Here is a 26,502-nt window from a genome sequence, read left to right on the forward strand (position 1 = left end):
GATCGACAGGTGCCGGCGGCACGCAGGCAGACCAGCCGCCCTCATGGATATCCCCTATACACCCACCGCGCCCAAACGCCGATATCCCGCTCAGGGAGGCCGCGCCGGCAACCACGCACCCCGCACGCAACCGATAGACCGCCACGGACCCATCATGCTCAACAACCTCACCATTCGCGGTGGCCTGACCCTGATCATCTGCGTATTCGTCGCATTTCTGCTGACGGTGATCGGAGTCGGCTACGGCGCACTGAAGCACACCAGCGACGGCCTGCGCGACCTGCAACGCAGCTCGGCCGCGCTCGCGTCGCTGAAGACGAGCTCCGAGAAGCTGCTGCAGGTGCGTCTCGCGCTCGGCAGCTACGAGACGCTGTTCAGCATCGGCAAGGACACCGACGGACTGCTCGAAGCCGCTCACACGATGCTGGTCGATTCGAACAAGGACTTCGGTACCTACGCGAGCGGTCCGTTCGCGAGTGCCGACGAGCAGAAGCTGGCCCAGGCGGTTGCGCAGGCCCGCGACGCACTCGTCAAGCAGGCAATCGAGCCCGAGCACAAAGCGCTCGTCGACAACGACTTCAACACGTTCCGCACGATCCAGGGCGAAACCGCCGATCGCTACTACAAGGTCTACGCGAAGGCGATCGATGCCCTCGAGCATCTGCAAGCCGACGCCCAACGGCGCGACGCCGACGACATCGCCCAACGCTTCCGCATCACGGGTCTGCTGTTTGCAGCGATTGGCGTGATCTCGCTCGTGGTTGGTGTGGTTGCGCGCGCAATGATGTCGGCGGCACTGGTCAAACCGGTCAAGCGCACGATCGCGCACTTCCAGAGCATTGCAGCAGGCGATCTGACGATCTCGGTCCGCACGCGTTCGCGCAACGAAATGGGGCAACTGCTCGGCGCGCTCGCGCACATGCGCGACGGGTTGGTCGACACGGTATCGAAGGTGCGTGGCAGTACCGGCGCAATCGCACACGGTGTAAAGGAAATCGCCGCGGGCAATCTGGATCTGTCGCGCCGCACCGAGCAGCAGGCAGCGGCGCTCGAACGTACGGCGGCGAGCATTGAGGAGTTGTCGTCGACGGTGAAGCAGAACGCCGACAACGCGAAGGAGGGCAGTCGTCTCGCTCACGGCGCACTCGATACGGTCACGCGCGGCGGCGAGGTCGTCAACCGCGTAACGCAAACCATGGACGGCATCACCGAGTCGTCGCGCAAGGTCACCGAGATCACCGGAATGATCGAAGGCATCGCGTTCCAGACCAACATCCTCGCGTTGAACGCCGCGGTCGAGGCCGCTCGCGCCGGCGAGCAGGGTCGCGGTTTCGCGGTGGTGGCATCGGAGGTGCGCAGTCTCGCGCAGCGCTCGGCAACCGCCGCGAAAGAGATCAAGGAACTGCTCGGGCATTCGGCCGCACAGGTCGCGCAGGGCGCAGCGCTCGTCGTGCAGGCGGGCGGCACGATGAAAGACGCGATGCAGGCGGTGGAGCAGGTCACGAGCATCATGGCCGAAATCGAAGCGGCGGCGCGCGAGCAGAGTGCCGGCATCGAGCAGGTCAACCAGGCTATCACGCAGATCGATGAGGTGACGCAGAACAACGTCGCGCTCGTCGAGGAAGCGGCGGCCGCGGCGAAGTCGCTCGAAGAGCAGGCGGAGGTATTGCGGGAAGCCGTAGCGGTGTTTCGCATTGACCGGTCGGTCGTCGACTCCGAACCGGTGGTTTCCAAAGTGCCGAAGTTGCCGGAGCAAGCGGGTGCGATCGGGTACAGGCAACACCCGGCCCTCGAACATCAGACTGAAATCGTCACCACCTGAACACAGCTTCGTGCGACGTACGACCGCCGTCACGGATAGTCCGAGAAGCGCGACGTGGGCGCGTCGCTCGCCGGCAGTGGCGTATAGCCCGGTACATTCGCACGAAACTGATCGAGCAGCCCGTTATCGATCTTTGAAAATCCTTTGAGCTGTAGTTGCATCAGAACCCGGGTGCCGGTGCTTGGCTCGGTCGTACTCGACGCGTTCGTATACTTTTCGAACGCGATGCTGACCGCCCAGCAATCGGCGTCGTACTGAAGACCAAGCAAGCCGGCAATCAACCGGTGCGTGACCATGTCGTAGTTGATGCGCGCGACGCTCGACAGCTGGCGCGCGAGCGGCCACTGTTCCGAGACGATGAACTGGTTGACCGGTTCGTAATCGAGTGTCTCGTCTTCGCGCGTGTAGTGATAGGCGAAGTTCAACACCTCGCGGGTAGCGGGTGCCCAGCCGAACCCGACGGTCGCGCGCGACAGGTAGTGTTCGATTTCGTTGTACTGGACCGCCTGCTCGGCGCTGAAACCGGGGCCGATCTTGTACGACGCACCCACGATAATCCCGGTCCGGCTCATGTCGGAGATCGGCTCGCCGTCTACCAGCGTCACTTGCGGCGCCCGGAAATCGTATAGCTGTGCAACGGTGAAGCGTGCCTTCTCGTCGCCACTCGACGGATCGATCAGGCGGCTCGTCACCGCAGCGGTAATACGGCTCGCGTCCGCTACGCGGTCGCCGCCCACAAACGTGTTGTCGGTGAAGATCTCGGACAACCCAAAATCGGCTTCCGCCGTATCGAACAGCGGTGCGAACTGCTGATTGCGATACGGTGTGTAGACGTAATAAAGCCGCGGTTCCAGCGTCTGGATGAACGCGTGTCCGAACAGCCGGACACTGCGCTCGAAGGTCATGCCCGAATCGAGACTCAACGTCGGCACGTTGAAGCTGAAGGTCTTCGGTTGCCCGGCCGGCGCATCGCTGCCTATCGACGACAGGTCGTAGTCGACGAAATGCCACTTCAGTTGCGGCGTAAAGAACCAGCCAGGCCGAACGATCGGATAGCTGATATACGGTGTGAAGGTGAAACGGTTGCCTTCGGTCACACCGGTTCCCGGCAACGTAAATCGCGTTGCATCGGCCTGGGTACCGAAGTCGAAACCATCCACGTTGTATTGCGAGTAGCGAACGTCTACCTGCGGTTCGCGGTTATACGTCGTGTCGGTCGAGAACGTCTGCCAGCGTTGCTCGCGTGCCAGTACGGACCACGGTCCGTTGTTGTAGGTGAGCCCGGCTTCCTGCTGATACAACGTGGTCGAACTGGTGGGGAAGGCGGTACCCGACGCAAGATCGGTTGTCACCGAGGCATCCGACACCCGGTTGTAATTGACGTACCCGGCGAGACCCGGGGCGATCGTCCAGTTCTGCACCACAGCGATCGAGTAACGGTTCGTCTTCGTGATCGCGTCGTCGGGCAGATACGCGACATCCATCGTGCCGGAAGACTTCGCAGTTAGATAGCGATAGTCGGCGCTCAACATTTCGCCGCGCTTCGACATATAGCGCGGTGTCAGCGTGAGATCGTAGTTCGGTGCGATGTTGAAGTAGTACGGCAACGCTATATCGATGCCGTTGGTTGAACCGATCGAAAACGTCGGCGGTAACAGACCGCTTTGCTGATCGTTGGAAAGCGGAAACGACAGCCACGGGCTCGCGAAGATCGGCACGCCCTGGAAGAACAGCACGCCATCGTGTGCGATGCCGTCGTCGGCGCCCTGGTCGATATTGAACTGCGACGCCTTCACGTACCACGCAGGCTGGCCGTCGCACGGGCACGTGGTGTAGGTCCCGTCATGTATTACCGATCGTTCGTTGTCGATCAGGTCGATGCGTTGCGCGCTGCCCCAACCGCCAGTCAGGCTGAAGCGATACTTCGGCACCGTCATGTAGCCTTCGTTTGCATCTACGCGCAGATGCGCCTCGGGTCCCGTAAACACGTCGCCGTCGTTCACGATCTGCACGGCTCCGTACGCGTCGGCCATGTCGCTGTCGAATGCGTAATGCACATAGTCGCCCTTGACCGCCGACGTGTAGCGTCGCAATTCCGCGTTGCCCTTGAGCGCGAGATCGGTGTCAGTCGTAGCAGTCTCGCTGTTGCCCAATGTCAGCGTGGCAGCCTTCTGATTGGCGGGCAGTGAGTGTTCGGCGAGCTGCGGCGCAAGACGCAAGTCCCATTGACCACCGAGGGATTCCGGCGCTGCAGCTGTGCCCGTCAGTTGCGCATATACAGCCGGCGGCACCCAGCCTGCGGTGAGCAGCACGAGCGAAATCAGAGGTTTCAGACGAAAACCTCGCAGGGTGCTGCGCAGAGTCAAGATAAGTGTCGAACGATGTGCGATTCAAACCAGACGGCGTGAGACCGGCGTTGTGATGGTTCGGGCGAGGGCGCCCGAAATGCTCGACTGGACGGCGAGCGTTGCGGGATCAAATGCGCGGTCTATCTTCCATGTGCGACGAATAAGCATGAAGCCTGTCGTCGGACACCGCGTTGGCCTCGCGGTAACCCGAGACCGTCAGCGTGCTATGCGTGGAGATCGAGGCCAGGAACGCGGAGTACACCGGAGCGGAACTGACCTTCAGCACCGCGGCAAGTACACAAGGGGTGAGGAATGATTTCATGATGACTGTCTGACCTCGCTGTAGCAGGAAGGGGCAGTCTCACGATAGCCGATGGTGTTCGTTGGTTTGTTACTGTCGTCTCGCTGTTCTTTACAGGATTTGTCATTGGGTTGGAGGAATTGTGCAGGAGCGGCGGATCGAACGCGTATGAGCACTCGTTTGCGTAACGGGCGCAAGACGGCGTTACGAATATCAAGGTTCGGAAATTTTTCGACGGCTGTAAGCGTTGGGAAGGATGCAATGCCGAATCGCGGTGAGAAGGCGTTGTTACTCACTATGTGAACGCGATTACCTGGACACACAGACAGATATCCCGATTCCATTGCACACAGCCAGATCGATCCCTATACTGCTTGCTGTTTGTAAGCAAGCCTCCGGCAGAGAGAAATATGGGGTTGTCTCCTGTGGTGACCGATCGCGGCTGAGCTGGCAAATCCACTCCTCGCCCGATCAACTTTTGTACTTCCGCCTGAATAGAATGACCGCATCGTCCACCTGTCGAATCGCAGTCCTGATTCCTTGCCTCAACGAAGCCCTGACCGTTCCGAATGTGATTCGCGACTTCAGAGAGGCGTTGCCAGGCGCAGAGGTCTTTGTCTTCGATAACAACTCCACGGATAAAACCATCGAAGTGGCGCGGGCGGCTGGTGCGACAGTACGCAAGGTTCCGCTGCGAGGTAAGGGCAACGTCATTCGGCGCATGTTCGCGGACGTGGATGCGGATATCTATGTGTTGGTCGATGGTGACGATACCTACGACGCTCGCGTTGCACCCAGGATGGTTTCGGCGCTAATCGACGACAGTCTGGACATGGTTGTGGGAACCCGTATCAGCCAGGAGCAGTGTGCCTATCGATTCGGTCATCGGTTCGGCAATGTTGCGCTGACCCGCTGCGTCTCGTCGATTTTCGGCAGAACATTTACGGACATGCTTTCGGGCTTTCGCGTTTTCTCCCGGCGCTATGTCAAGTCGTTCCCCGCGCACGCGTCTGGCTTCGAAACTGAAACCGAGCTAACGGTCCACGCACTGGAACTGAGGATGCCTGTATCCGAAGTCGTCACAGCATACCGGTCGCGCCCGGAGGGTTCGTGCAGCAAGCTGAATACTTACCGGGACGGCTTTCGTATTCTCGTCACTATCGTCAAGCTGCTGAAGTCGGAAAAGCCGTTTGCCTTCTTCGCCTCGGGCTCGTTGTTGTGTGTGCTCGTTTCGGTCTTACTGGCTATTCCGCTGCTGGAGACGTACGTGGAGACCGGGCTCGTGCCGCGCCTTCCCACGGCATTGATGTGCGTGGCACTCGTGCTGTTCGGCGGCATCCTGCTGACTTGCGGCATGGTCCTCGACACGGTCACGCACGGAAGGGCCGAGGCCAAGCGTCTGGCTTACCTCGCTGTTCCCGGGCCAGGCCGCTCGTGATCGGCAGTCAATTCATCCGGTTTGCCATTGCCGGCGTGATCGGTTTCGTTGTCGACGCGTCCGTTCTCTACCTCGCGCTAGCCTGTGGGCTTGGCCTGTTCGCGGGGCGGGCCGTTTCATTCATCGCAGCGGTCTGGGTAACGTGGCGTATCAACCGGCGGCATACCTTTCGCGAGCGCGCCGAGAGGTCCGCATGGGTCGAATGGTGGCGCTATCTTCTGTCCATGCTCGGGGGCGCCAGCGTGAACTACGCGACTTACTCGGCTGTCGTGCTCATCGTGCATGGCTGGCGACTTGTTCCCCTGATTGCTGTGGCTTGCGGGTCGGTCGCGGGACTGTTTGTTAACTTCTTTGCCGCGAAGCGCTGGGCATTCAAGAAATAGTTCGACACATCACTGCGGTAAAACCAGATGAACACACACTTCACGGCATGCCGGAACGGGCTCTTCCGGACACGGATGAACAGCCGTCGGTCTCTACTGATCGCGTGCTGGATTGTGCCGTTGATATACGGCGTCTATTCAGTAATGCAGGGTGCGGATTCGAACTGGGATATCCGCAACTATCATCTTTATAACGCTTTCGCGCTGCTCCACGGAAAGATAGCGATCGATCTGGCGCCGGCGGGAATGCAGAGTTACTTCAACCCGTTGCTGGATGTTCCGTATTACCTGATGTCGATGCACCTGCCGGCGATGCTGGTGGGATTCATCATGGGTGTGGTGCACGGTCTCAACTTTGTCGTGCTCCTGGGAATATGCCGTCTGACGCTTGTCGATCTGCCGGAACACGAGCGGAACAGGACGTCATTCTGGCTCGCACTCGCAGGTTGCCTTACCGCAAACTTCATGTCGGCCATAGGCAACTCGATGGGCGACAACACTACTTCGCTCTTCAGCCTCGGGGCGCTGCTTGTCGTCATGACGGTCTGGCCGCGGTTGGCCGAGGTGAGGACGCGTGTCCTTTTGGTCATCGCAATCGGCGGGATCATCTCTGGGCTGGGGGCGGGACTCAAGCTCACGACTGTCGTGTATTCGGTCGCTTTGTGCGTGGGACTGTTGTTTGCGCCGATATCGGCGACAGCTCGTCTGCGCGTCGCGTTTACCTTCGGGGTTGGCGTACTTCTCGGTATAGCGGCAACGGGGGGGTATTGGTTCGTGGAGATGTGGCGCCTGTATGGGAACCCGCTTTATCCACAATACAGCTCCATTTTCCCAAGCGCACTGACGTCGAGCGTTGGAGTGGTCGACACGCGGTGGTTCCCCAAGAGCCTCTGGGAAGCCTTGATTTTTCCGTTCGTATTCTCACTCAACCCTTTCCGCGTCGGGCAGGCAAGGCTACATCAAGGCATCTGGGCCGTTGCATACGTCATCTTCTGGTGTTGGGTGATCGTGGCTTTTGTGCGTAGTCGCAAGGGTGCGCTTACGACGAGCCTCGCCCCTGCCGCGCGTTACGTTGTCGCGTATGTTGCCATTGGGTATCTCGTGTGGATGATGCTGTTCAGTATCCAGCGGTATCTGGTGGCAATCGAGTTGTGTGTTCCCCTCTTCATCTATCTTCTGCTCACACAGTTGTTTGCCTATCGCGTCGCGCGTCATTTGACCAGGGCGTTGCTGGTGGTCTGCACGACTGTTGTTCTGGTTGGAGGCGCCCACTCGTGGGGGCATGATGCGTGGGCGCAGAGGATGTTCGAGGTGGATGTGCCACCGCTTCCCGAACCTCGGACGACGACGGTGCTGCTCACCGCAGGCGATCCACCGCTCGGCTGGCTGGTGCCGATGTTCCCCGACACGGTCGCATTCGCAACGACCAGGTCGGCGTTTCCCCAGGCTCGACCGGCGTACGACAACAAGATTCACGACATCGTCCGGCAGCGAGGCGGTCCTGTGTACGCGCTAATCCCAGGTTACTGGTCCGACGGCCAGGCAGATGCAGCGAAGGATGCAGCGGAACTCGTCGATTCGGGTCAGGCGTTGGCTGACTACGGCTTTTTGCTTGACGTTGGCTCATGTAAGACTTTTCTTGCGCATATCGGCAGGGGTGTCTATCCGTATCAGTGGTGTCGTATCTCCAGCACGAGGTGACGAAGCAGGAGGCGCTTCGCGAACCGGGCTCATCGGGCCCGGTTCACGCGAGCAATCACATACAGGCCACTAAGCCTGATAACTAGCGTCCGCCACCACCGTCTCAAGACTACTCAGATCCTTGGTCTTAGGATCGAATATCTTCGAGAACACTTCATCGTGGTTCTTGAACGCCTTGAACTCGAGCGCATTGCCTGAAGGGTCGACGACGAACATCGTCGCGTGCTCGCCCGGCATGCCCGCCATGCGAACGTGCGGCGGATCGAAGAACGGATAGTTCTGCGTCTTGATGCGCTCAGCCATGTCGCCCCACGTTTGCCGGTCGAGATTCAGACCGAAGTGCGGCACGATGACTTTCTCGTTATGAAATTTCGATTCGAACATCGCGGGCGTCCGGTCATAACTTTGCGGCGCGATATGCAGCACCAGATGATGGCCGTAGAAGTTGAAGTCGATGAAGTTGTCGGTAGAGCGTCCTTCGTGTCCGCCCAGCACGTCGCGATAGAACTGTCGTGATGCTTCGAGATCGGTGACGGGTATGGCGAGATGGAACTGCGTGTGAATCTGTTTCATGTGAGGGCTCCGCAGTAGAAGATCTAGGAAAGCGCGACGCTGTCCGCTGCGCCGACAGGCGCGGCTTGCAGCTGGAAGTTGCAGGAGGGAGCGACTCGCGTGCGTTTGACGTCGGTGGAGCGAATGGACGCAAAAATGTTGCTCCAGAAAAGTCCCCACGAGGTCATGCTCTCCTGGTAACCACGACCAAGGTCCGTCACCGCGTCGCCGCCTTGCTGAATGATTTCCTCGTTGATGAGCTGGCGCGTTCGGAGCCGGTGTTCGATATCGTGCTCGCCGATATGCAGGTCCCAGAACTTCCAGTCGATGGACGCGCGGTTCTGCTGGACATACGGATTCTTGATGACGTGTTCGTACAGTTTCGCCAGATAGATCTGGCACACACATTCGCCACCCATCCCGCGCAATCCGACCGCATAGGCGTTGCTCGTGTTGTTGTTGACGAGTTTTGTCCGGGTTCCGTCGAGCATGTCGATGTTGTCGGCGAGCGCCAGCGTATCCAGTTCTTCGTTCTGGCTACACAGGCTTCTCAGAAAGTCGTCGTAGAGCCGCGGATGCGCGCCGGCAGGATCGCCGCGGCCCAGTTCGTCGAACAGGACATCGGCCATGAAGCTGCGCAGCTTGCCGTCTTTGAGGCGCGCAACCAGGATCGCGATATCCGGAATGTAGTAGACGGTGAAGTAGCGGTACTGGATGAGGATGGCGTTGAGCTGCTCGGGGCTGGCGGTTTCGACGAATGAAAAAAGCTCGCCTGCACGTTCGACAGTCTGTTCCTGCAGGGTGTCCGCCATGCGCCAGAACTGATCCGCATTCTCGGAGCTCCAGCTGATATCGGTTTTATGCACAGTAAATACCTCGCTTCTGATTCCATGCGCGCGAACGGACATTTATTTTCTTGGTGGCGGGCATGGGAGCGTTGTTTGACACAATACGCATCGACGAATCGATACGCTGACAGGGGAAATTAAAATTTGAATTGGAATTGATTGTTCGTTGAGGATTCTCCTTGCCGGTTGATTGAGGGGTGAGAACTTATAAACGGCCAGGGAAAAGAGGAGCAACCAAGGGAAATACGACGCGCAGCGTGGATCGTGCGCTGGGTCGAGCCCGCGTGCGAAGGTTGGCGGTACCGAGCGGCACCTTTACGTCTCCTTGTTTTTTGATTGAGGCGATCACGACAGGTGAAGCGGTTTTATGATTCGCGCATAAGACCGTTTTAATCGCGTCGACTGATTGCCGCAGTATAGTAATCGACGAGAGGATTGTTAATTTTAATTTGAACGATGACTGATTGCGTGCGCAAATCAGATCGCTGCATCGCCTTTTTAATGTGGGTAAGTTAATTCGTGAGGCATATTCGGCGGCTACATCGAGTGCCGTGAATAAGCGGTGAGTCGCGGTGATAGCGTGGCATCGTGTGACGCCAGACGATGGTCCTGTTACCGCCGTCGCTCCTCGATCATCCCCTCGATCAACGTCGCCAGTTCATCGGCGGCCGGGTCGCAGATCCCCGACGAGCGATGCAGTTCGAGATCGGCCGGCGGCAGTGGCGGCAATCCTTCGTCTTCGCCAAGCACGCGCCAGTTCGGCGGCAACGTGCAGCGATCGATGATCGTCACCGCGGCACCATGATTCACGGCGATCTTGATACCGGTCGGGCTCTGGCTCGTATAGACCACGTGACACGGACGATCGAGCGCGGCCAGTGCTTCTAGACCGCGCTGCCGGTAGCAGCAGGTCTCGGGAAACAACGCGAGCGGCACCGGCGCCGCTTTATCCAGCGCGAAGTCCCGATGCGCGGCCCACACCACGTCTTCGCTACCGAGATGCCGGCCGCCCGTTTGCGTGCCGTGCCGTACGACGAGCGCCAGATCCAGTTCGCCTGCCTGCAGGCGTTCGAGCAGTTCGAGCGACATCCGGCAATGAATATGCGGCCGCACGTCCGGCCGCAGCGCGTAAAACTTCTTTAGCAGATCGGGTAGCCACAATTCCGCATAGTCCTCCGGTAGTCCAAAGCGGATCACGCCCTCGCGTCGGCCCCGATTCAGTGCGGCGATAGCGTCGTTTTGCACCTGAATAATGCGCCGCGCGTGAATCAGGAAATTCTCCCCATCACGCGATAACGACAGGCGCCGGCTATTGCGCAGAAACACGTGCGTCTCGAGTCGCTCTTCGAGCGTGCGAATGCGCAGGCTGATAGTGGACTGCGTGCGGTGCAGCTGTTTCGCGGCGGCCGTAAAGCCGCCGCTGTCGACCACCGCAACGAATGCGCGCAGCAGTTCGGGGTCGAGCGCACTGAGCCGTGACCAATCGGGTTCGCTCATCGCAGCCATCGGAATTACTCGCTTTCCAGAAGAAATTGGCGAACAAAAGATGAAGCGTCACTAACGGATCGCGATTCGCGATACCTCACACCCTTCATCGATCCGCCATCCATACCGGAACCGGGAGCTAATATCGTGCCAGTCAGTCCTGCCCTTGCCGATGCCGAATGCAGCGATCTCGGCGATATCGTCGACGCCGAGCGTTTTCCGTTGCATGAACCGGACGGTCCGCGCATGCGCGAGCTGATCGAGAGTTGTCGTGCGCGTCTTGCTGAAACGGGCAGCGCCGTGTTGCACGGTTTTCTGCGTCCGGCGGCACTCGCCCAGGCGCGCGACGAAGGTGTCGCACTCGCCCACAAGACCTACTTTTCGAGCCGCCGCGTCAACGCGTATTTCACTGCCGACGATCCCTCTCTCCCCGAAGGCGATCCGCGGCGCGTCTTCATGGACCGCACCAGCGGCTTCGTCACACGCGATGTGATTCCCGCCGACGCGATCATTCATCGCATCTATGTCGCACACGCGATGAAGCGTTTCGTTGCTGCATGTCTTGACGAAGCGCGCATCTGGGAATACGCGGACCCATATGCGGGGCTCGTGCAGAACGTGATGCCGCCGGGCACTCAGCAGCCGTGGCACTACGACACGAACGAATTCATCGTGTCGATGATGACGCAGCAGCCGGAGGCCGGCGGCGATTTCGAATATTGCCCGGGTATCCGCTCGCCGGAGGGAGAGAACTACGGCGAAGTCGGACGTATCGTGCGCGGCGAGACGCGCGCACCGATCAACGTGATCACGCTGCAGCCGGGCGACCTGCAACTGTTCAAGGGACGGTTCTCGCTGCATCGCGTGACGCAGGTGGAGGGTTCGATCGAACGTCATACAGCGATCTTCGCGTACTCGAAGAAGCCTGGCGTGATTGGGCGGCTGGAGCGTACGCGCCAGCTCTACGGGCGCGTTTCCGAAATGCATCTCGAAGCCGAGCAACGGCTCGTGCGTGCGGACAACTTGGTCGACTGACCTTCACCTTATTAAATAAACCCCCGCAGACACCATGACCTTACTTCGCCCAACTCATCTTCCCGAAGACTGCGAACCGACTGCAGAGGAGATCGCGCAGATCCAGCGCGACCGGCTCGCTGCAGTGCGCCGTGAGCTAAAGAAGCGCGACCTGACCGCAGCCGTGTTGTTCGATCCCACTCACATGCGCTATGCGACAGGCTCGCGCAACATGCAGGTCTACTCGATGCGCAATCCGGCGCGCTATGTGTTTGTGCCGGCCGAAGGCAAGGTCGTGCTGTTCGAGTATGCCGGCTGCGATTTTCTGGCCGACGGTCTCGATACCGTCGACGAAGTGCGGCCGGCGACTGCGATTTCCTATTACTTCTGCGACGACATGCTCGGTCGCGTGACCGAGCGCTGGGCCGACGAAATCGATGAGCTGGTGCGGCAATCGGGTGGCGGCAAACGCCTTGCAATCGAAAGTGCGACCTCGGCGGCGGCGTTTGCACTGCAAGCGCGCGGTTACCAGATCTCCGACGCCCAGGAGCCACTGGAACGCGCGCGTGCGATCAAGGTACCCAACGAGATCAAGATGATCCGCTCGTCGCTGCGCGCAGCCGAAGAGGGCGTGCGCAAACTCGAGGCGGCACTGGTGCCGGGCATCAGCGAGAACGAGCTGTGGTCGCATCTGCACAAACACATCATTGAGACCGACGGCGACTATGTCGAAACACGTTTGATCAGTTCGGGCCCGCGTACCAACCCCTGGTTCCAGGAAAGCAGCCCGCGCAAGATTCAGGCGGGGGAACTCGTCGGTCTCGATACCGATGTGGTGGGACGCTTCGGCTACTACGCCGACTTCTCACGCACGTTCCTGTGCGGCGACGGACCGGCGACAGCCGCGCAGAAGAACCTGTATCGCCTCGCCTACGAGCAGGTGCATTCGAACATGGAGAACGTACGTGCCGGCACGACGTTTCAGGAGTTCATTGCGAAAGCGTGGAAGATCCCCGGGCCGTATCAGGCACGACGTTACTTCGCGCTCGCACACGGCGTCGGTATGACCGGCGAATATCCGTACATCGTGCATCGCGAGGACAACGAGGCGAAAGGCTATGACGGTGTGATCGAACCAGGCATGACGCTGTGCATCGAGAGCTACATCGGTCACGAAGACGGTGGCGAAGGCGTGAAGCTCGAAGAGCAGGTGTATGTGCGCGACGACGGCCGCGTCGAGCTGCTGTCCGACTATCCGTTCGAAGCGCGTCTGCTTGCTTAACGGCGCGTGCGAGCGCGTTCCTTTCCTGGAAATCATCATGACCACACTGTTCAGGCGAGCGCTGCTCGCACTGTATCTGCTCGCCATACCGGTTGCGGGTTCGTTTGCCGCCGACCGCACGATATCGATCGGCGTCAACAACTGGGCGGAGAACATCGCCGTCGCGAATCTGTGGAAGGTACTGCTCACACAGAGGGGCTATACGGTGAATCTGCAGTCGGGCGACAAGGCGATCATCTACAGCGGTGTTGCGCAACGCAAGCTCGATCTCACGTTCGAGGTCTGGTTACCTTCCGCCGATGCCGCGCCGTACGACAGCGTGAAGACGCGTGTGGAGAAGATCGGCCCGTGGTTCGACAAGGCACAGCTCGGTCTCGCGGTGCCGGACTACGTGAAGATCGATAGCGTCGATCAGTTGAACGCGAGCAGCGGCCAGTTTCTCCATGACGGCAAACCGACGATCTTCGGCATCGAACCCGGCAGCGGCTTGATGAAGCTCACCGCAAAAGCGAAGGTCGACTATGCGCTCGATTACGCGGTGCTGCCTTCGTCGGAAGCTGCGATGTTGCTTGCGCTGCAGCGTGCCGGGAAGCGCCAGGAGCCGATCGTCGTTACGCTGTGGAATCCGCACTGGGTGTGGGCGAAAGAGAAACTGCATTACCTGAAAGACCCGAAGGGGACGTTCGGTACACCGGACGCGATCTATGCGATTGCTGCGTCGAACCTGAGTGCTACGTGGCCGGACGTGTCGCGCTGGTTGCATCAATGGAAGATGGACGACCAGACGCTCGGCGATCTGATGAACGAGATTCGGAGTGCCGGTGATACGCAGCCGGAGAAGGGGGCTGCGTTGTGGATCGCGAAGAATCAGGGGGTGGTTGGGCAGTGGTTGAAGTAGGTGGGGGAGGTATCAGCGGTGCGGGTTTGCATCGCCAGGGCAATTGTGCAGCAGCCTGCTGCACAATTGCCCTGGCGCCGGCCAAACCTGCGCCAGCGCACATGCTCATATCAGTCAATCAGGCACTCTTCTCCGCCTCCCCCGGAAACGGCAACACATGAATCCGCTTCCCCGTAGCCGCAAAAATCGCATTCGCCACCGCAGGCCCAACCGGCGCAACCCCGGGCTCCCCGACACCGGTCGGCGCTTCGCCCGATTGCACGATATGCACCTCGACCTTCGGCATCTCCGACATCCGCAGCACCTGGTAGGTGTCGAAGTTATTCTGTTCGACCCGACCATCCTTCAACGTAATCGCACTGTGCAGCGCGGCGCCCAGGCCGAAACCGATACCGCCTTCCATCTGCGCGGTAATGATGTCGGGATTGATCGGCGTGCCGCAATCCACCGCACAGACAACGCGCTCCACTTTCACGTTGCCGTCCTTGTCGACGGAGACTTCCGCGACCTGGGCGACAAACGTCTTGAACGCTTCGGCCACTGCAATGCCGCGGCCGCGTCCTTTCGGTAACGGCGTAGCCGGATCCCAACCGGCTTTCTGCGCCGCGAGTTCAAGCACGGCCCGCATACGCGGTTCTTCCGCAAGCAGATCGCGGCGAAACACGAACGGGTCCTTGCCCGCGGCGTGTGCGGCTTCGTCGATGAACGCCTCCACCGCGAACGCTGTGTGCGAACTGCCGACCACGCGCCACCACAACACCGGCACACCGGTCTTCGTCGTCGTCAGTTCGACGGAGAGGTTAGGAATCGCATAGGCGATGTTCGCAGCACCTTCGACGGACGTCGCGTCGATCCCATCCTTGATCATGCCGGCGGCGAACGGCGTGCCGGCGATGATCGACTGACCGACAATCCTGTGCCGCCAGCCCACCAGCTTGCCGTCGGCGCTCAGTCCGGCGTCGAGCTTGTGGAAATACATCGGCCGATAGAGACCGCCGTGGATGTCATCCTCGCGCGTCCATTGCAGCTTGACCGGCGTGCCGTTTGCACCGAGCGCTTTCGCAATCGACACAGCCTCGACGATGTAGTCCGACCAGACGTTCGCGCGTCGTCCGAAACTTCCGCCGGCATACAGCGTGTGTATCTTCACCTGCTGCGGGTCGAGCCCTGCCGTGCGCGCGGCGTTGCCCTGGTCGACGGTCTGGAACTGGTCGCCGGCCCAGATCTCGCAGCTGTCGGCGGTGAGCTTGACGACGGCATCGAGCGGTTCCATCGGTGCATGCGCGAGGTAGGGGAACGAGTAGGTCGCGGAGACCTTCTTCGCCGCGCCCGCCAGCGCCTGCGTCGCATCGCCGACCTTCTTCGCGGATGCGCCTGGCTTTTCGGCGAGCTGCCGGTACTCGCTCATGATCGCGTCGGAGCTACGCTTCTCGGCCTTCGTATCGTCCCACTCGACCTTCAGCGCATCGCGGCCCTGTTTCGCCGCCCAGAAGCCCTTCGCAACCACCGCGACACCGCCCGGCACCTGCACGACCGAAACGACACCAGGCACGGCCTTCGCCGCCGATGCATCGAACGATTTAACCGTCGCGCCGAACAGCGGCGGCCGTTGCAGCAGCGCGACCAGCATGCCGGGAAACGTTACGTCGAGTGTGAACTGCGCAGTGCCGTTGGTTTTCGGCGGCACGTCGACGCGTGGTAGCTGCTGGCCGATCAGACGAAAATCCTGCGGCGACTTGAGCGTGACCTTGTCCGGCACCGGCAAACGGGCCGCCGCCGACGCAAGCGAGCCATACGTCGCCGTACGGTTACTGGCCGTGTGATGAACGCTGCCGTCGCGCGTCGTCAATTCGGTAGCGGGCACCTGCCACTGCGCGGCCGCAGCCGATACCAGCATCGCACGCGCTTTCGCGCCGGCTTCACGCATCTGCATCCACGAGTTGGCCATCGCCGAGCTGCCGCCTGTGCCCTGGATCGTGCCGAACGCGAGATTCGCGTAGCGCTTCGCATCGGCGGGCGCGCTTTCGACACGTACGTCCTGCCAGTTCGCATCGAGTTCTTCGGCGAGGATCGTCGCGAGGCCGGTGTACGCACCCTGGCCCATTTCGACGTGCTTGGCGATGATCGTGATGCTGTTATCGGGCGCCACGCGCACGAACGCATTCGGTACGAACTCCGCGTTGGGCAGCGTGGCGGCGAGTGCGCGGCGGCCGGTGCCCACCCACTCGAAGCCAACGATCAAACCCACTGCGGCGACAGTGCCGGTTGCTTTCAGAAAAGTCCGGCGGGACGGGCGCACCACATCCTTGAGATCGAGATCGGTCGTCATGGCTCAGACCTTCAAGGTAGCGGCGGCTTCGTGGATGGCCGCACGAATGCGGTTGTAGGTCGCACAGCGGCACAGGTTGCCGCTCATCGCGCTGTCGATATCGGCGTCGGTCGGTGTCGCATTGCGTTCGAGCAAAGCGGTCGCGGACATGATCTGTCCGGACTGACAGTACCCGCACTGCGGCACCTGCAGCTTGATCCACGCGGCCTGGATCGCTTTGGCGGGCGCGCTGGTAATGCCTTCAATCGTCGTGATGCGCTTGCCGGCCACCGCAGCGAGCGGCAGCACGCACGAACGCGTGGCCTCGCCCTCCAGGTGAACCGTGCACGCGCCGCATTGCGCCATGCCGCAGCCGAACTTCGTGCCGTGCAGGCCGGCGTCCTCGCGGATCGCCCAGAGCAGTGGGGTAGTGGGATCGGCATCGAGCGTGATGTTCTTGCCGTTCAGGACAAACGATGTGGACATGAACTCTCTCCGTGGGGGAAAGCCCGGACTTGGCGCCGGGTGTAGGCGGGAGTGTGAAGGACGGCGCGCCGTTGTGCTTACACAATCCTGCAAAAATATTGAACAATGCTGCAAATCCGGCGGGCGGATGCGGGTGGTCCGCTGGGGATTCAGTATGCTCAATGTCCTCAACCGATTTCAATGCGTATGGAACAGAATGCCTCGTGGTTCGATGCTTCGGCATCGCGCGAAACGGCCCGCCGCGAACTGGCCGCGCTCATCGGTCGCTTCGCGCCCTGCGACGGCGGCCATCAGACGGCGATTCCCTCGCTGTCGTTCTACCGCTGTTCGGCGCCCGTCGATCTCGGCTGCGGCGTTTCGCACTCGGCATTCGTGTTCGCAGCCCAGGGCGCCAAGCGGGTGGTGGTCGCGGGGCACGCGTATCAGTACGATCACCTGCATTGCCTTGTGACGTCCGTCGACCTGCCGACGATGTCGCAAGTGACCCGAGCGTCCGCCGCCGAGCCTTATCTGTGCATGAAGCTTGCACTCGATCCACAACGCATCGTCGAGCTGGCGGCGCAGTTGCATCTGCCGGAGCCGGAGGCCGTGCCGGCGGAAGAGGGGATCGCAGTGGGTCTGTTGTCGACACCCGTTTTCGATACCGCACTACGGCTCGCCCGATTGCTCGATACTCCTGGCGACATCCCGATCCTCGCACCGCTCATCGAGAAGGAATTGCTCTACCGGTTGATGACGAGCGAGATGGGAACGCGCTTGCGACACGTGGCCGTGACCGGCAGCCAGACATACCGGATCGCGCGGGCAATCGAATGGATCCAGCATCACTACACCGAGCCGCTACGGGTGGAGACGCTCGCGCAGCAGGTCAACATGAGCGTGTCGTCGCTGCATCATCACTTCAAGAACGTCACGACGTTGAGCCCGCTGCAGTATCAGAAGCAACTGCGGTTGCATGAGGCGCGGCGGTTGTTGCTCAGGCACAGCGGGGATGTCCGCTCGGTGGCGATCAGGGTGGGTTACGACAGTCCTTCGCAGTTCAGCCGCGAATACAGCCGGCTGTTCGGGGCGCCGCCGCTACGGGATGTTGCGCAATTCAGGCGCGGGAACGGGTCGGCGATGAGCGAGGCGAGTGAGACGACCGAGGTGCGCGAGGCCATCCAGGACGATTCCGTCGACGAAAAGACTGGGGGTATTCCCTCATATTCCGTGTTAACCCTCGATCATTGAAGCCCCCCGCTGTCCTCTCTATGATGAGTCAAACGGTTTGGTAGAACGTTTTACAAAACATAGGAGACACCGTCATGCAGGTCACCCGTCGCCGTTTTATCCAGAGCGCGACAGCCGCTGCCGCGGCGCTGTCGGTGCCGGCGATCGGCCGCGCGAGCGCGCCCATCGCGCTGCGCTTCTCGTCGACGATGACGGCCGACGGTAACTCCGCGCATTACATCTGGTACCAGCGCTTCGCCGAGAACCTGAAGAAAAGCGTCGGCGAGCAGATCCGCGTCGACTTCTTCGCGAACGGGCAACTGGGCAAGGAAGCCGACGTCGTGCAGCAGGTCAGGCTCGGTTCAATCGACATGATGATTACGGGCAGTTCGATCTGGGCGACCGCGTTGCCCGAACTCGCACTGCTCGATCTCGGCTTTCTGTTCGACGACTATGCGCACGTTGCCCGTGCGGTGGACGGTGGCGTGGCCGGCGTCTACGACAATCTGTTGCAAACGCGCACCGGTTGTTCGGTGATCGGCTGGGGCTCGCACTTCAACGGTCGCAGCGTGTACACGAAGCCCGCGATCAAAAATCTCGCGCAGCTAAAGAACGTCAAGCTGCGCGTGCTGCCCACTCAGGCGTTTGTCGAAACGTTCAAGCTGATGGGCGCGATCCCGACGCCGATTGCATTCAACGAGGTTTACACGGCGGTGCAGACCGGCGTGGTGGAGGGCTTCGAACACGACGCGGCGAGCGTGCTGTCGAACAAGTTGAACGAGGTCGTGCGGAACAGCTGGCAGACCAATCATCTGTTCAGTCCGTGCATCGTCGTGATCGGTAAGCGTGGTCTCGCGAAAATTCCCGCACCGCTGCAACAACCGTTTCGTGCCGCAGCCAGCGAGGCGAGCCTGTATCAGCGCAAGGAAGCCGTCACCAAGGGCGCCGACGCGCTCGCGACGCTGCAAAAGCAGGGCATGACTTTCTACCCGATGGCGACCGCGGAGCGCGACACCGTGCGCAAGATGATGCGCGATCAGTTGTGGGTGCCGTTCACGCGCACGTATCCGGTGACCGCGCCGGTGCTGGCCGCGATCGACAAGACTCGCGCATAACCACGGGAGTCGGGACATGAACGAATCACTGAGTCAGATGCGCGGCGTCGGCCTGCGTGACGAAGCGAGCGAGGCAAGCGGCACGCACGGCGCAACGTCGGGCACCTGGAGTTTCGGCGCAGGCGGCTTCGTCGGCCGCACGCTCGCCGCGCTGTGCGTTCTGGTCGAGCGACTGTGCGCGGTGGTGCTCGCACTCGACGTGCTGGTCGTCTTCGTGTCGGTGATCCTGCGTTACTTCGTTCATCACCCGGTCGACTGGGCCGAGGAAATCGCGGGCGACCTGATGGTGATGCTGGTGTTTCTCGGCGGCGCGACGGTGCTCGCGCGCGGCCAGCATGTGCACATCGATTTCTTTCGCGGCTTGCTGCCCGCAGCCTGGCGGCGGGCGGCTACGCAGACCGGCAGCTGGATCGTCGCCGGTACTGCTGGAGGGCTTGCGTGGTCGGCGTGGCAACTGCTCGGCGATGCGGCAAACGTCACCACGCCGATGGGCCTGCCGCAATGGATCGGTGTGTTGCCGGTGCTGCTGGGCGCACTGTTGATGACGGCCGTCGGCATCGCGAACGCCGTGCGCGGCGCAACGCGGGGCACATGGTTCACGCTAGCCGGCTGCTGCGCGATCGTCGCTGCGGTATATGGATGGAATACGCTGTTCGACGCGTACGCAATTGCGCCGTGGGTACTGCTGCTCGCGGGCTTTGCAGGCAGCCTCGCGGTCGGCGTACCGATCGCCTTCGTGCTTGCTCTCGCCGCACTGCTGTTCTTCATCAGCGAACCGAGCCTGCCGATGATCATCTATTCGCAACAGGTGATGGCCGGCATCGACCACTTCGTGCTGCTCGCCATTCCGTTCTTCGTGCTGGCGGGCCTGCTGATGGAAGCGAACGGCATGTCGGCGCGCTTGATCGAATTGCTGGTGCGCATCTTCGGCCGCGTGCGCGGTTCGATGAACCTGATTGCGATTCTTGCCACCGCGTTCTTCTCCGGCGTGTCGGGCTCGAAGCTTGCCGATATCGCGGCGGTCGGCGGGATCGTCGTGCCGGCCGTGCGTCGCACACGTCAGGATGCGAACGAAACGGCGGCTGTGCTCGCGGCATCGGCGGTGATGGCCGAAACGATTCCGCCGTGCATCAACATGATCATCATCGGCTTTGTCGCGGACATCTCGATCGGCGGGCTGTTTCTCGCGGGCATCGTGCCTGCCATCGTGATGGCGCTCGCGCTGTCGACGATGGTCGTGATCTTCGGCAAGAAGATCGATCCGCGCGCCGCGTTTCCCGCGCGTACGCCGTTGCTGCGGTTGCTTGGCGGCGCGCTGGTCGCACTCGTGATGGTCGTGATGATCGGCAAGGGCGTGACATCGGGTGTCGCTACTTCGACCGAGGTATCGGCGTTCGCGGTGGTGTACGCGCTTGTCGTAGGTGGCCTTGCGTTTCGCGAACTCACGGTGCGTTCCGTCGCGCGTTTGTTTGTGCGTGCTTCATCGATGGCGGCGGGCATTCTCTTTATCGTCGCGGCGGCCTCGGGCGTTGCCTATGCGCTGACCGTCATGCAGATCCCAGCGCTGCTGTCGGCCACTATGCTGACGCTTGCACACGACTACGGCAGCGTCGCGTTTCTCGGTGTGTCGGTGCTGATCATGATCGTGTTCGGCGCGGTGCTCGAAGGCGCGCCCGCGTTGATTATCTTCGGACCGTTGCTGGTGCCGATCGCCGTACAACTCGGCATCAATCCGCTGCACTTCGGCACGATCGCGGTGACCGCGATGGGGCTCGGCCTGTTCGCGCCGCCGTTCGGCCTCGGGCTTTTCGCAACCTGCGCGATGACAGGCACGCGCGGTGAAGACGTGGCGCGCCACATGCTCAAGTACCTCGCACTATTGGCCGTGATGCTCGCGTTACTGGTACTGGTGCCGTCGATTTCGCTGTGGCTGCCACGGCATTTCAACATGGCTTGACCTGGAAACCCCGTACGCAAAGAGACAGACAACCTATGGCAACCGACAGGACCACGGCAACGATTCACGATGTCGCCGCGCTCGCCGGCGTATCGACGAGTTCGGTATCGAACGTGCTGAACGGCCGTACCGACAAACTGAGCGCCCAGACATGGTCGCGTGTCGAAGACGCGATCCGCACGCTGTCGTTCAGTCCGAACCGCGTGGCGCGCCAGCTGAAAACCGGCCACACACCGATGCTTGGACTATTGGTGCCCTCCACGGCCAATCCGATGTACGGCCAGCTCGCGCTGAACATCGAAGCGGCTGCACAGCGACGCTTCAACTACCGGCTGCTGCTCGGCAACACGCATCGCGACAAGCAGCAGGAAGCGCGCATGTTCGACGATTTGCTGTCGTTCGGCGTGCGCGCCGTGATCGTGATTTCGTCGCTCGACGACGAACGTCACCTCGAAAAAGCGGTGTCGCGCGGCCTCGCGGTGGTCAGCTACGACCGCGGCGCGGGCGGCGATACGCACTCGCGCGTCGATCACATGTCGCCCGACAACTATCAGGCCGGCTATCTTGCCGCCGATCACCTGATTAGCCACGGCCACCGCCAGCTCGCGTTTCTGCTGCCGCACGGCAAGACCGTTAGCCGTGGCGAGAAGATCGAGGGTTTTCGCGAGCGTGTGTCCTTGTGCCCGGGCGCGTCCTATTCGGCGAGCGTGGTCGAAGGGCAGGTGTCGGAAGCGTTTGGCGACTCCGAACTGGCGGATCTCGGCTTCGCGATGGCGAGCCAGGTCGCCGCGCTGCGACCGATGCCGACCGGCATCGTGACCGTCAACGACATGCTCGCAATCGGCCTGATGTCGGGCCTGACGCGGCTCGGGCTGCGCGTGCCGGAAGACGTCTCGGTGATCGGCATGGATGGCCTGCAGGTGTCGGGGTTCGTCAATCCGGGGCTGACGTCGGTGGCGATGCCGCTCGCGGAAATGGCCGATGCGATGGTCGAGCGGGCCATCCAGCGCTCGACCAACCCGGATCTGCCGCCATCCGATTTTCTCTTTCAACCCGTTCTGATCGCGCGCCAGTCGGTTGCTGCGCCGGCTCGCGCCAGAAAGACTGCCACTACGCTATGACCCGGATCTATCTGACGCATACCCCCGATGCGTTGAAAAACTACTACGGCGCCCGCGCGCTTGCGCAACTGCGCGCGCTCGGCGACGTGACGCTCAATCCGCACGGACGGCTGCTCACGCTCGACGAGTTTGTCGACGTCGCGGCCGGACATGACATCGTTGTCGCGAGTCGCGACGCCGCGGCGCCCGCGGCGTTCTTCGAGCGGTTGCCGGACCTCGTCGCGATCTGTCGTGTCGCCGTGGATATCCGCAACATCGATGTCGAGGCGGCGAGCCGGCACGGCGTGCTCGTTACGCGAGCGACGCCGGGCTTCGACACGTCGGTGGCGGAATGGGTCGTCGGTGCGATGATCGATTTGAGTCGCGGGCTTAGTGCATCGGCGGCAGCCTACTGGCAGCAGCGCGCACCCGCGATTGCGATGGGACGGGAGTTGCGGGCCTCGACGCTCGGCATCGTGGGCTATGGTTTTATCGGGCGACGTCTTGCGCGGCTCGCGCGAGCGCTCGATATGTCGGTGCGTGTCTACGATCCGCACGCGACGATCGACGACACGGATGTCGAAGCGGCTTCGTTCGACGACGTGCTCGTGCATAGCGATTACGTCGTCTGCCTCGCACCCGCCGTGCCGGAGACTGCGAATCTGTTTGGCCGCGCTGCGTTTGCGCGGATGCAGCCCGAGGCGTTCTTCATCAATGCGTCGCGCGGCGAACTCGTCGACGACGACGCGCTGATCGACGCATTGGATCGAAGCGTTATCAAGGGCGCCGCCATCGATGTCGGCCGTGCGACCGACCAGATGCCGGCCGCAGTGCTTGCGGCCCATCCGAAAGTCGTAGCGACGCCGCACGTCGGCGGCCTCACGCCACCCGCAATCGAACATCAAGCGATGGATACCGTCGAACAGGTCCGCGCGCTCGTCGAGGGCCGGCTGCCTGCGCACGCGGTCAATGCGGAGCACGCGACGCGGCTCGCGCGCCTGACTGGCTTTTCTAACACTGCGCAGGGAGCGCGCCAATGAGCACGACGTCTTCGAACCCGATGGCCGGCGCGTGCGACTGCCACGTGCATATCTACGAACTCGAACGCTACCCGCTTGCTGGCACTGCAACGTTCGCTCCACCGCAGGCTTCGTGGGCACAGTACGCGGCGGTACAGCGCAGTCTCGGTCTCACGCGCGCGGTTCTGGTTCAGCCGACGGGCTACGGTTTCGACAATCGCTGCCTGCTCGAAGCGCTCACGCTTGCCGATGGCGCCGCGCGCGGCATCGTCGTGATTCGTCCCGATACACCTGCAGCGGAACTGCAGGCAATGCACGACGCCGGCGTACGTGGTGTGCGCTTCATGATGATTCCGGGCGCGGGCGGCCTGCTCGGGTGGGGCGATCTCGAAGGACTTGCCGCGCGGATTGCGGAGTTCGGCTGGGTCATTAACCTGCAACTCGACGGGCGCGAGCTGCCGGACTATGCGGCGAAACTGCGCGCACTGCCGTGCAAGTTGTCGCTCGATCACACCGGCAAATTTCTCGAACCGGTCACACCGGAACATGCAGCGTTTCGCAGCCTGCTTGAGTTACTCGATGGCGGCAACACGTGGGTGAAAATCTCGGCGCCGTATGAGACGTCGCGCGTCGGTCCACCGCATTACGACGACGTCAGCGCGCTGGCGCAGGCGCTTGCGGCCGCGCATCCCGAGCGTTGCCTGTGGGCGAGCAACTGGCCGCATCCGAACCGTAAGCCGGTCCCCGACGACCACGCAATGCTCGACCTGCTGTCGCGATGGGCACCCGATCCAGCGGTGCGACGGACCATACTCGTCGACAATCCGGCATCGCTATACGGATTCGATACGATCTGATCCGCGCAAAAACTCGCTGTTTTGCGGCGCCCGCCGCGGCATGGCGATGTGCAGCGCACCATCGACGCGCCCGGCACAATCGGCGATCATACGCGGCGGCCCGCGGCGAACCTGCGGCGCGCAGACTACCCTTATCCAGACGCAGGCCCGCTCACAGGTGGCCCGTCCAGGCACGGAGAACATCATGTCGAAAGTGCGCGTTATGAGCTTCGCTGTTTCCATCGACGGTTACGGCGCCGGGCCGAACCAGGATCTGCAGAATCCGCTGGGCGTACGTGGTCCCGAGTTGATGGCGTGGTTCTTTCAGACGCGCGTCTGGCGCAAGATGCAGGGTCTCGACGGTGGAGAAACCGGCATCGATAACGAACTGGCCGAGCAGAGCATGTCCGGTATGGGCGCGTGGATACTCGGGCGCAATATGTTCGGACCGGTTCGCGGCCCGTGGCCCGACGAAAACTGGAAAGGCTGGTGGGGCGACGAGCCGCCGTATCACACGCCGACTTTCGTGCTGACGCACCACGCGCGCGCACCGCTCACGATGCAGGGCGGCACGGAGTTTCGCTTCGTTACCGAAGGAATTCACGCGGCGCTGGAGCAGGCGCGCGCGGCGGCGGGCGAGCGCGATATCCGCATCGGCGGGGGGGCGTCGGTGATCCGGCAGTATCTGCTTGCCGGTCTCATCGACGAGTTGCATCTGGCTGTGCAGCCGGTTTTGTTGGGCTCCGGCGAAAGCCTGCTCGGCGGGATCGATATGCATGCGCTCGGTTACGAATGCAAACGTCACGTTGCGGGTGAACGTGCGATGCATGTGTTTATCGGCAGGCGTGCGTGAATGGGATGATAAGCAGGGCGATCTAAGCGGGCACATGAGCGGCCATATGAGCGCGGCACTTGAATTGTGCGCCGCCGCGAAACCGGCCAACGACGCTTCCCACCCACGGCTACACGCGCTGCCGACAGACCACGCCCCACCGCTCCACCATTTCGCACCCACTTCAGCCCGTCATACGCCTGTTTCATTCACGCACTCAAAGCAGGCCCCGGCGTCCTCCACCGGTTCGCCGCTGTTTGGAGCCCCGCTCCTGGAGCGATCGCTTGGCCCGGCCCGCGCAGCGCTATATAAATTTGAAGATCGGAACAGACCGGGCGACGCTGCAGTGCAACCTGCGGAGTACGCCGGGCGGGACGAAAACAAGGAGGGAGACGTTATGGCATCGACGCAAGCGGCACCGGCTCGTTGGGTTGACGGTAAGCGCTACCTGTGGCTTCTCGGCGCGCTGACCATCACGCTGCCGCTGCACGCGGCGCACCTCGCGCTGCTGACCGGCTGGCACATCTTCTGGTGGTTCGGTCCGATCTTCGTGTTCGGCATCATCCCGGTGCTCGACTATCTGATCGGCGACGACCCCAGCAATCCTCCCGATGAAGTCGTCCCCACACTAGAACGCGAGCGCTACTACCGGCGCATCGTCTACCTCGCGACATTGATCGAGTACATCTCGTTCTTCGGGGCGGTGTGGGTCGTCGGCACGCATGCGCTGACCTGGTACGACTACCTTGGCTTTGCGCTGTCGCTCGGTGCGGCCACCGGCGTGTCGATCAATACCGCGCACGAACTTGGCCACAAAACCGATCCGTTCGAGCGCTGGCTCGCGAAGATCACGCTTGCGCCGGTTGCATACGGCCACTTCTTCGTCGAACACAACCGCGGCCATCATGTGCGCGTCGCAACGCCGCCCGATCCGGCCAGCGCGCGCTACGGCGAATCGTTCTGGGCGTTTTTGCCGCGCACGGTGCTCGGTAGCATTGGCTCGGCATGGCGGCTCGAAAAGCATCGCCTCGAGCGTCTCGGCAAGTCGCCGTGGAGCTGGCGCAACGAGGTGCTGCATTCATGGGCGATGACCGTGGTGCTGTGGGGCGCGATGGTCGCGGTGTTCGGCAAACACGTGATTCCGTTTCTGCTGATCCAGGCCGCGTACGGTGCGTCGCTGCTCGAAGTGGTCAACTATCTGGAGCACTACGGGCTCGGTCGCAAGCGTCTTGCGAGCGGGCGCTACGAGCGCTGTATGCCCGAGCACTCGTGGAACAGCAACCGCATCGTGACGAACCTGTTCCTGTATCAGTTGCAGCGTCACGCCGATCATCACGCGAATCCGACGCGCTCGTATCAGGCGCTGCGCCACTTCGACGGTGCGCCGCAACTGCCGTCCGGCTACGCGACGATGATCATGTTCGCGTACGTGCCGCCGCTGTGGTTCAAGGTGATGAACCCGCGCGTCGTCGCGCACTATCGCGGCAACATGGAGCAGTCGAATATCAAGCCGTCGATTCGCGAACGTGTGATCGCGCAGTTCGCGCAACCGGCGGGGCAGGGGTGAC

21 protein-coding genes and 1 pseudogene are annotated in these 26,502 nt (G+C 61.7%); 15 read left to right on the plus strand and 7 right to left on the minus strand.

Translation table 11 applies throughout. The features are described from left to right. Positions 1-154: 154 nt before the first annotated feature. Complete coding sequence (locus tag FNZ07_RS18265; RefSeq protein ID WP_091010719.1) at positions 155-1,822, plus strand: methyl-accepting chemotaxis protein; 1,668 nt, start codon at positions 155-157, stop codon at positions 1,820-1,822. 29 nt (positions 1,823-1,851) lie between these two features. Here the strand turns inward: FNZ07_RS18265 and FNZ07_RS18270 are convergent, their stop codons facing one another. Then, positions 1,852-4,188 (minus strand): LPS-assembly protein LptD, encoded by a 2,337-nt coding sequence (locus FNZ07_RS18270; protein ID WP_407670623.1) that lies wholly within the window; start codon positions 4,186-4,188, stop codon positions 1,852-1,854. 109 nt (positions 4,189-4,297) lie between these two features. Continuing rightward, positions 4,298-4,492, minus strand: a complete 195-nt coding sequence (locus FNZ07_RS18275) for a hypothetical protein (RefSeq protein WP_143098046.1) — start codon at positions 4,490-4,492, stop codon at positions 4,298-4,300. Positions 4,493-4,970: 478 nt separating this feature from the next. Here FNZ07_RS18275 and FNZ07_RS18280 point away from each other — a divergent pair, with 478 nt between their 5' ends. From FNZ07_RS18280 to FNZ07_RS18290, 3 genes are all read left to right on the plus strand, one after another. Further along, entirely contained in the window at positions 4,971-5,909 is a 939-nt protein-coding gene (locus FNZ07_RS18280) for a glycosyltransferase family 2 protein (protein WP_091010938.1), read from the plus strand. Continuing rightward, positions 5,906-6,292, plus strand: coding sequence for a GtrA family protein (locus FNZ07_RS18285; RefSeq protein ID WP_407670624.1), 387 nt, complete (start codon positions 5,906-5,908; stop codon positions 6,290-6,292). Before FNZ07_RS18280 ends, FNZ07_RS18285 begins: the two co-directional genes overlap by 4 nt. 75 nt (positions 6,293-6,367) lie before the next feature. Continuing rightward, positions 6,368-7,993: a hypothetical protein gene (locus FNZ07_RS18290; RefSeq protein WP_091010722.1), complete on the plus strand. Its 1,626-nt coding sequence runs from the start codon at positions 6,368-6,370 to the stop codon at positions 7,991-7,993. Positions 7,994-8,062: 69 nt separating this feature from the next. Here FNZ07_RS18290 and FNZ07_RS18295 read toward each other — a convergent pair whose 3' ends face one another. The 3 genes from FNZ07_RS18295 to FNZ07_RS18305 all read right to left on the minus strand — a co-directional run bounded on the left by FNZ07_RS18295 (position 8,063) and on the right by FNZ07_RS18305 (position 10,890). Beyond that, positions 8,063-8,566 carry a VOC family protein gene (locus FNZ07_RS18295; protein WP_091010725.1) on the minus strand — a complete coding sequence of 168 codons (504 nt, stop codon included), beginning with the start codon at positions 8,564-8,566 and terminating at the stop codon, positions 8,063-8,065. Positions 8,567-8,589: 23 nt separating this feature from the next. Beyond that, a complete protein-coding gene (locus tag FNZ07_RS18300; protein WP_170275789.1) occupies positions 8,590-9,357 on the minus strand; it encodes an iron-containing redox enzyme family protein in 768 nt (255 codons plus the stop codon). Positions 9,358-10,005: 648 nt separating this feature from the next. Next, positions 10,006-10,890 carry a LysR substrate-binding domain-containing protein gene (locus tag FNZ07_RS18305; protein ID WP_245811428.1) on the minus strand — a complete coding sequence of 295 codons (885 nt, stop codon included), beginning with the start codon at positions 10,888-10,890 and terminating at the stop codon, positions 10,006-10,008. A 135-nt stretch (positions 10,891-11,025) separates the two neighbouring features. On the opposite strand from FNZ07_RS18305, the gene FNZ07_RS18310 reads away from it, so the two are divergent. From FNZ07_RS18310 to FNZ07_RS18320, 3 genes are read left to right on the plus strand one after another with little or no spacing between them, the layout of a single operon-like run. Then, positions 11,026-11,913: a HalD/BesD family halogenase gene (locus FNZ07_RS18310; RefSeq protein ID WP_211367974.1), complete on the plus strand. Its 888-nt coding sequence runs from the start codon at positions 11,026-11,028 to the stop codon at positions 11,911-11,913. Between the two features lie 34 nt (positions 11,914-11,947). Next, positions 11,948-13,174 (plus strand): M24 family metallopeptidase, encoded by a 1,227-nt coding sequence (locus FNZ07_RS18315; protein ID WP_091010733.1) that lies wholly within the window; start codon positions 11,948-11,950, stop codon positions 13,172-13,174. A gap of 37 nt (positions 13,175-13,211) precedes the next feature. After that, positions 13,212-14,072, plus strand: coding sequence for a glycine betaine ABC transporter substrate-binding protein (locus FNZ07_RS18320; RefSeq protein WP_170275790.1), 861 nt, complete (start codon positions 13,212-13,214; stop codon positions 14,070-14,072). Between the two features lie 118 nt (positions 14,073-14,190). Here the strand turns inward: FNZ07_RS18320 and FNZ07_RS18325 are convergent, their stop codons facing one another. Both FNZ07_RS18325 and FNZ07_RS18330 read right to left on the minus strand, forming a co-directional pair. After that, a complete protein-coding gene (locus FNZ07_RS18325; RefSeq protein ID WP_091010737.1) occupies positions 14,191-16,401 on the minus strand; it encodes a xanthine dehydrogenase family protein molybdopterin-binding subunit in 2,211 nt (736 codons plus the stop codon). Between the two features lie 3 nt (positions 16,402-16,404). Next, complete coding sequence (locus tag FNZ07_RS18330; RefSeq protein ID WP_091010739.1) at positions 16,405-16,866, minus strand: (2Fe-2S)-binding protein; 462 nt, start codon at positions 16,864-16,866, stop codon at positions 16,405-16,407. Positions 16,867-17,052: 186 nt separating this feature from the next. Here FNZ07_RS18330 and FNZ07_RS18335 point away from each other — a divergent pair. The 8 genes and pseudogenes from FNZ07_RS18335 to FNZ07_RS18370 form a co-directional block, all read left to right on the plus strand. Further along, positions 17,053-17,994: pseudogene (locus FNZ07_RS18335) on the plus strand (AraC family transcriptional regulator N-terminal domain-containing protein); the annotation flags it as partial. A 176-nt stretch (positions 17,995-18,170) separates the two neighbouring features. Continuing rightward, positions 18,171-19,190, plus strand: a complete 1,020-nt coding sequence (locus tag FNZ07_RS18340; protein ID WP_091010744.1) for a TRAP transporter substrate-binding protein — start codon at positions 18,171-18,173, stop codon at positions 19,188-19,190. Positions 19,191-19,206: 16 nt separating this feature from the next. Next, a complete protein-coding gene (locus FNZ07_RS18345) occupies positions 19,207-21,147 on the plus strand; it encodes a TRAP transporter large permease (RefSeq protein WP_245811429.1) in 1,941 nt (646 codons plus the stop codon). A 35-nt stretch (positions 21,148-21,182) separates the two neighbouring features. Next, positions 21,183-22,268 carry a LacI family DNA-binding transcriptional regulator gene (locus FNZ07_RS18350; protein WP_091010747.1) on the plus strand — a complete coding sequence of 362 codons (1,086 nt, stop codon included), beginning with the start codon at positions 21,183-21,185 and terminating at the stop codon, positions 22,266-22,268. After that, complete coding sequence (locus FNZ07_RS18355) at positions 22,265-23,287, plus strand: NAD(P)-dependent oxidoreductase (protein ID WP_091010750.1); 1,023 nt, start codon at positions 22,265-22,267, stop codon at positions 23,285-23,287. Before FNZ07_RS18350 ends, FNZ07_RS18355 begins: the two co-directional genes overlap by 4 nt. After that, on the plus strand, positions 23,284-24,123 hold the full coding sequence (locus tag FNZ07_RS18360) for an amidohydrolase family protein (RefSeq protein WP_091010752.1): 840 nt from the start codon (positions 23,284-23,286) through the stop codon (positions 24,121-24,123). The genes FNZ07_RS18355 and FNZ07_RS18360 overlap by 4 nt, the downstream gene beginning before the upstream one ends. A gap of 184 nt (positions 24,124-24,307) precedes the next feature. Next, positions 24,308-24,955 (plus strand): dihydrofolate reductase family protein, encoded by a 648-nt coding sequence (locus FNZ07_RS18365; protein WP_091010755.1) that lies wholly within the window; start codon positions 24,308-24,310, stop codon positions 24,953-24,955. 376 nt (positions 24,956-25,331) lie between these two features. Beyond that, positions 25,332-26,501 carry an alkane 1-monooxygenase gene (locus FNZ07_RS18370; protein ID WP_091010758.1) on the plus strand — a complete coding sequence of 390 codons (1,170 nt, stop codon included), beginning with the start codon at positions 25,332-25,334 and terminating at the stop codon, positions 26,499-26,501. Position 26,502 lies beyond the last annotated feature (1 nt).

Origin of the sequence: Paraburkholderia megapolitana (assembly GCF_007556815.1) — a bacterium.
Lineage (GTDB): Bacteria > Pseudomonadota > Gammaproteobacteria > Burkholderiales > Burkholderiaceae > Paraburkholderia > Paraburkholderia megapolitana.

Bases quoted from the DNA above. Each gene is read 5' to 3' on its own strand.
- FNZ07_RS18365 (WP_091010755.1), top strand. From the start codon at position 24,308: ATGTCGAAAGTGCGCGTTATGAGCTTCGCTGTTTCCATCGACGGTTAC.
- FNZ07_RS18265 (WP_091010719.1), top strand. From the start codon at position 155: ATGCTCAACAACCTCACCATTCGCGGTGGCCTGACCCTGATCATCTGC.
- FNZ07_RS18325 (WP_091010737.1), bottom strand. From the start codon at position 16,401: ATGACGACCGATCTCGATCTCAAGGATGTGGTGCGCCCGTCCCGCCGG.
- FNZ07_RS18350 (WP_091010747.1), top strand. From the start codon at position 21,183: ATGGCAACCGACAGGACCACGGCAACGATTCACGATGTCGCCGCGCTC.
- FNZ07_RS18320 (WP_170275790.1), top strand. From the start codon at position 13,212: ATGACCACACTGTTCAGGCGAGCGCTGCTCGCACTGTATCTGCTCGCC.
- FNZ07_RS18315 (WP_091010733.1), top strand. From the start codon at position 11,948: ATGACCTTACTTCGCCCAACTCATCTTCCCGAAGACTGCGAACCGACT.
- FNZ07_RS18295 (WP_091010725.1), bottom strand. From the start codon at position 8,566: ATGAAACAGATTCACACGCAGTTCCATCTCGCCATACCCGTCACCGAT.
- FNZ07_RS18330 (WP_091010739.1), bottom strand. From the start codon at position 16,866: ATGTCCACATCGTTTGTCCTGAACGGCAAGAACATCACGCTCGATGCC.
- FNZ07_RS18290 (WP_091010722.1), top strand. From the start codon at position 6,368: ATGAACAGCCGTCGGTCTCTACTGATCGCGTGCTGGATTGTGCCGTTG.
- FNZ07_RS18280 (WP_091010938.1), top strand. From the start codon at position 4,971: ATGACCGCATCGTCCACCTGTCGAATCGCAGTCCTGATTCCTTGCCTC.
- FNZ07_RS18370 (WP_091010758.1), top strand. From the start codon at position 25,332: ATGGCATCGACGCAAGCGGCACCGGCTCGTTGGGTTGACGGTAAGCGC.
- FNZ07_RS18345 (WP_245811429.1), top strand. From the start codon at position 19,207: ATGAACGAATCACTGAGTCAGATGCGCGGCGTCGGCCTGCGTGACGAA.
- FNZ07_RS18300 (WP_170275789.1), bottom strand. From the start codon at position 9,357: ATGGCGGACACCCTGCAGGAACAGACTGTCGAACGTGCAGGCGAGCTT.
- FNZ07_RS18340 (WP_091010744.1), top strand. From the start codon at position 18,171: ATGCAGGTCACCCGTCGCCGTTTTATCCAGAGCGCGACAGCCGCTGCC.
- FNZ07_RS18360 (WP_091010752.1), top strand. From the start codon at position 23,284: ATGAGCACGACGTCTTCGAACCCGATGGCCGGCGCGTGCGACTGCCAC.
- FNZ07_RS18275 (WP_143098046.1), bottom strand. From the start codon at position 4,492: ATGAAATCATTCCTCACCCCTTGTGTACTTGCCGCGGTGCTGAAGGTC.
- FNZ07_RS18355 (WP_091010750.1), top strand. From the start codon at position 22,265: ATGACCCGGATCTATCTGACGCATACCCCCGATGCGTTGAAAAACTAC.
- FNZ07_RS18305 (WP_245811428.1), bottom strand. From the start codon at position 10,890: ATGAGCGAACCCGATTGGTCACGGCTCAGTGCGCTCGACCCCGAACTG.